The sequence below is a fragment of the Thermomonas fusca DSM 15424 genome (assembly GCF_000423885.1).
GTDB lineage: Bacteria > Pseudomonadota > Gammaproteobacteria > Xanthomonadales > Xanthomonadaceae > Thermomonas > Thermomonas fusca.
The window spans coordinates 1-2233 of record NZ_AUIV01000051.1 but is presented as its reverse complement, the minus strand read 5'-3'; the positions used below and the strand labels follow the sequence as shown (position 1 = coordinate 2233).

3 protein-coding genes and 1 tRNA gene are annotated in these 2233 nt (G+C 65.7%); 2 read left to right on the top strand and 2 right to left on the bottom strand.

What is annotated here, in order from left to right:
• Both G582_RS17755 and G582_RS0113290 read right to left on the bottom strand, forming a co-directional pair.
• Positions 1 to 237, bottom strand: a 237-nt coding sequence (locus G582_RS17755) for a M20/M25/M40 family metallo-hydrolase (RefSeq protein ID WP_028840228.1), incomplete at its 3' end; no start/stop codon positions are given.
• Positions 238 to 691: 454 nt separating this feature from the next.
• Positions 692 to 768, bottom strand: a tRNA-Met gene (locus G582_RS0113290).
• A 191-nt stretch (positions 769 to 959) separates the two neighbouring features.
• On the opposite strand from G582_RS0113290, the gene G582_RS16790 reads away from it, so the two are divergent.
• Together G582_RS16790 and G582_RS0113280 are read left to right on the top strand one after the other, a co-directional pair.
• The gene (locus G582_RS16790; RefSeq protein WP_038054290.1) at positions 960 to 1505 is read left to right on the top strand and encodes an RNA pyrophosphohydrolase; all 546 of its coding nucleotides are present in this window, start codon (positions 960 to 962) and stop codon (positions 1503 to 1505) included.
• 155 nt (positions 1506 to 1660) lie between these two features.
• A complete protein-coding gene (locus G582_RS0113280) occupies positions 1661 to 2056 on the top strand; it encodes a phasin family protein (RefSeq protein ID WP_028840227.1) in 396 nt (131 codons plus the stop codon).
• The last annotated feature ends 177 nt before the right edge of the window (positions 2057 to 2233 follow it).

The following is a 2233-nucleotide window of genomic DNA, read 5'->3' as shown; positions in this document are numbered from 1 at the left end:
GTCGGCCGCCGACAGGATCACCCTGGGGCGGTAGCTCACCGTGCCGGCCGCGCCCACCATCACGTGCTGGCCCAGCACCACGTCGGCGTGCGGCAGTCCGGCCGCCTCCCAGTCGCCGGCCATCGCGCTGGCGCCCTGCGCGGTTTCCTCGCCGGGCTGGAACACCACCAGCGCGGTGCCGCGCCACGCGTCGCGCGCGTTGGCCAGCACGTGCGCGGCACCGAGCCCCCACGTCACGTGCAGGTCATGGCCGCTGCATGTGCAGGTCCCGATAGATGTCCAGCAGTTCCGGCGCCATTCCCTGGTAGCGCGACTCCAGTGCAGCGGTCAACGCACAGGATGCGTGGTACATGTCGCTGTGGGACTGGTCGAACCGCTACAACATGGCCCCGCCGCCAGTGACGACGAACCGTGCGGCACTGGTGCAGTACTGGAGCGACGGCAACAAGGCACCGTCGTGCAGGTGGGCCGGATTCCAGTGTCGGGGTCGTTTTCGCGAGTCTGACTGTTGCGGTGACACATGGATCTGGCACAGAACCTGTCACAAGCCATTCCGGCGGGTGCCGGGAATGGCCGACTGCCATCCTTCAGAAGTGGCCCGCAAGTTGGCTGTGACAGTCGATCTGGCACAAAAAAGCCCGCTTTCGAGGCGGGCTTTAATCATCCAACGTCTTGATTTATACGGAAACTCTGGTGGCTATGGGTGGACTCGAACCACCGACCCCAGCATTATGAGTGCTGTGCTCTAACCGGCTGAGCTACATAGCCAGATTCCCCGAATTGTTCGCGTTGACCCCGACATTAAGGGTGCTGTGCTCTAACCGGCTGAGCTACATAGCCGACGCGAACCCGGAATTATTCCGGGTTTGGCTGCCGTCGTCAATTGGGGCGGTGGGCGGCTTGCGGCTTCACGGCCCGGCTGGCAGAGTCGGAGGCAGTAGATTTCTGGAGTCCGCATCGTGATCGATCCGGACGGGTTCCGGCCCAACGTGGGCATCGTGCTGATGCACGAGGACGGGCGGGTGTTCTGGGCGCGACGCGTGCGCCGGGACGGCTGGCAGTTCCCGCAGGGCGGGATCAACAGCGATGAAACCCCGCTGGAAGCAATGTACCGCGAGCTGCAGGAGGAAACCGGCCTGCAGCCCCGGCATGTGGACGTATTGGGCGCCACCCCCGGCTGGCTGCGCTATCGGTTGCCGCCGCATGCCATCCGCCATCGCGACCGGCTGGTCTGCATCGGCCAGAAACAGGTCTGGTACCTGCTGCGGTTCAAGGGCAGCGAGGCCGACCTGCAGCTGGACCTGACCGAAACCCCCGAATTCGACGGCTGGCGCTGGGTGCACTTCTGGTACCCGCTGGACCACGTGGTGACCTTCAAGCGCACCGTCTACGCCCGCGCGCTGGGCCACCTGGCGCCGATGGCGCGCGACGTGGCCGGAGTGCTGGCGATCCCGGAGGCGGCGATGCCCGCGCCGCTGCGCTCCGGGCACGCACCGCGGCGTTGACGCCAAGCCTGCCGGCGCGCGGCCGGAAGGCGAAACTGAATGCATGGCGACCGCTCGTCGGCTCGATGTTGCATTGCAACAATTCCTGCCGTATGTTGCATCGCACAAACCGGAGATTCCCCCATCCGGTGCCACGGCAACGCCAGGAGAACGCCATGTACCAGTTCAACGACCAGTTCAGCAAGGCCACCAGCCAGTTCGCCGAAGCCGCCGCCAGCGTCAACCGCCTCGCCCTCGAGAATGCCGAGAAGGCGTTCGGCCTGCAGCTGGCTGCGATCAGCGAAAACCTCAACGCCAGCTTCGCCTTTGCCGGCGAGCTGATCGACGTGCGCGACGCCGAGGACCTGAAGGCCGTGTGGCCGAAGGGTATCCAGATCGCCCGCGCCAATGCCGAGCGCAGCTTCGGCGCCGCGCAGGAAGCGTTCGCCGGCACCCTGAAGACCAACGAAGCCATCGGCTCGCTGGCCAAGAACCAGTTCGAGCAGGCCGGCGCGCAGGTCAAGGCCGAAGTCGAGAAGGCCACCAAGGCCGCCTCGAAGACTGCCAAGTAATCCCCCCCCGGGACTGACGCAGGCCCGCTCCCCCTTCGGGTTCTGCGCTCGATCACCCGGCGGCTTCGGCCGCCGGGTTTTTTTTGGCGCTGTTCGCGTTGGCTGTTGATCGTCTCAATCTGTGAGCCTGCCTACCTGCATGGTTTCGTCACGGCTCGAAGGTTTCGGGCGGCGGGA

Excerpts from the sequence above, each read along its gene's own strand:
- G582_RS0113280 (WP_028840227.1), top strand. The coding sequence starts at position 1,661 with ATGTACCAGTTCAACGACCAGTTCAGCAAGGCCACCAGCCAGTTCGCC.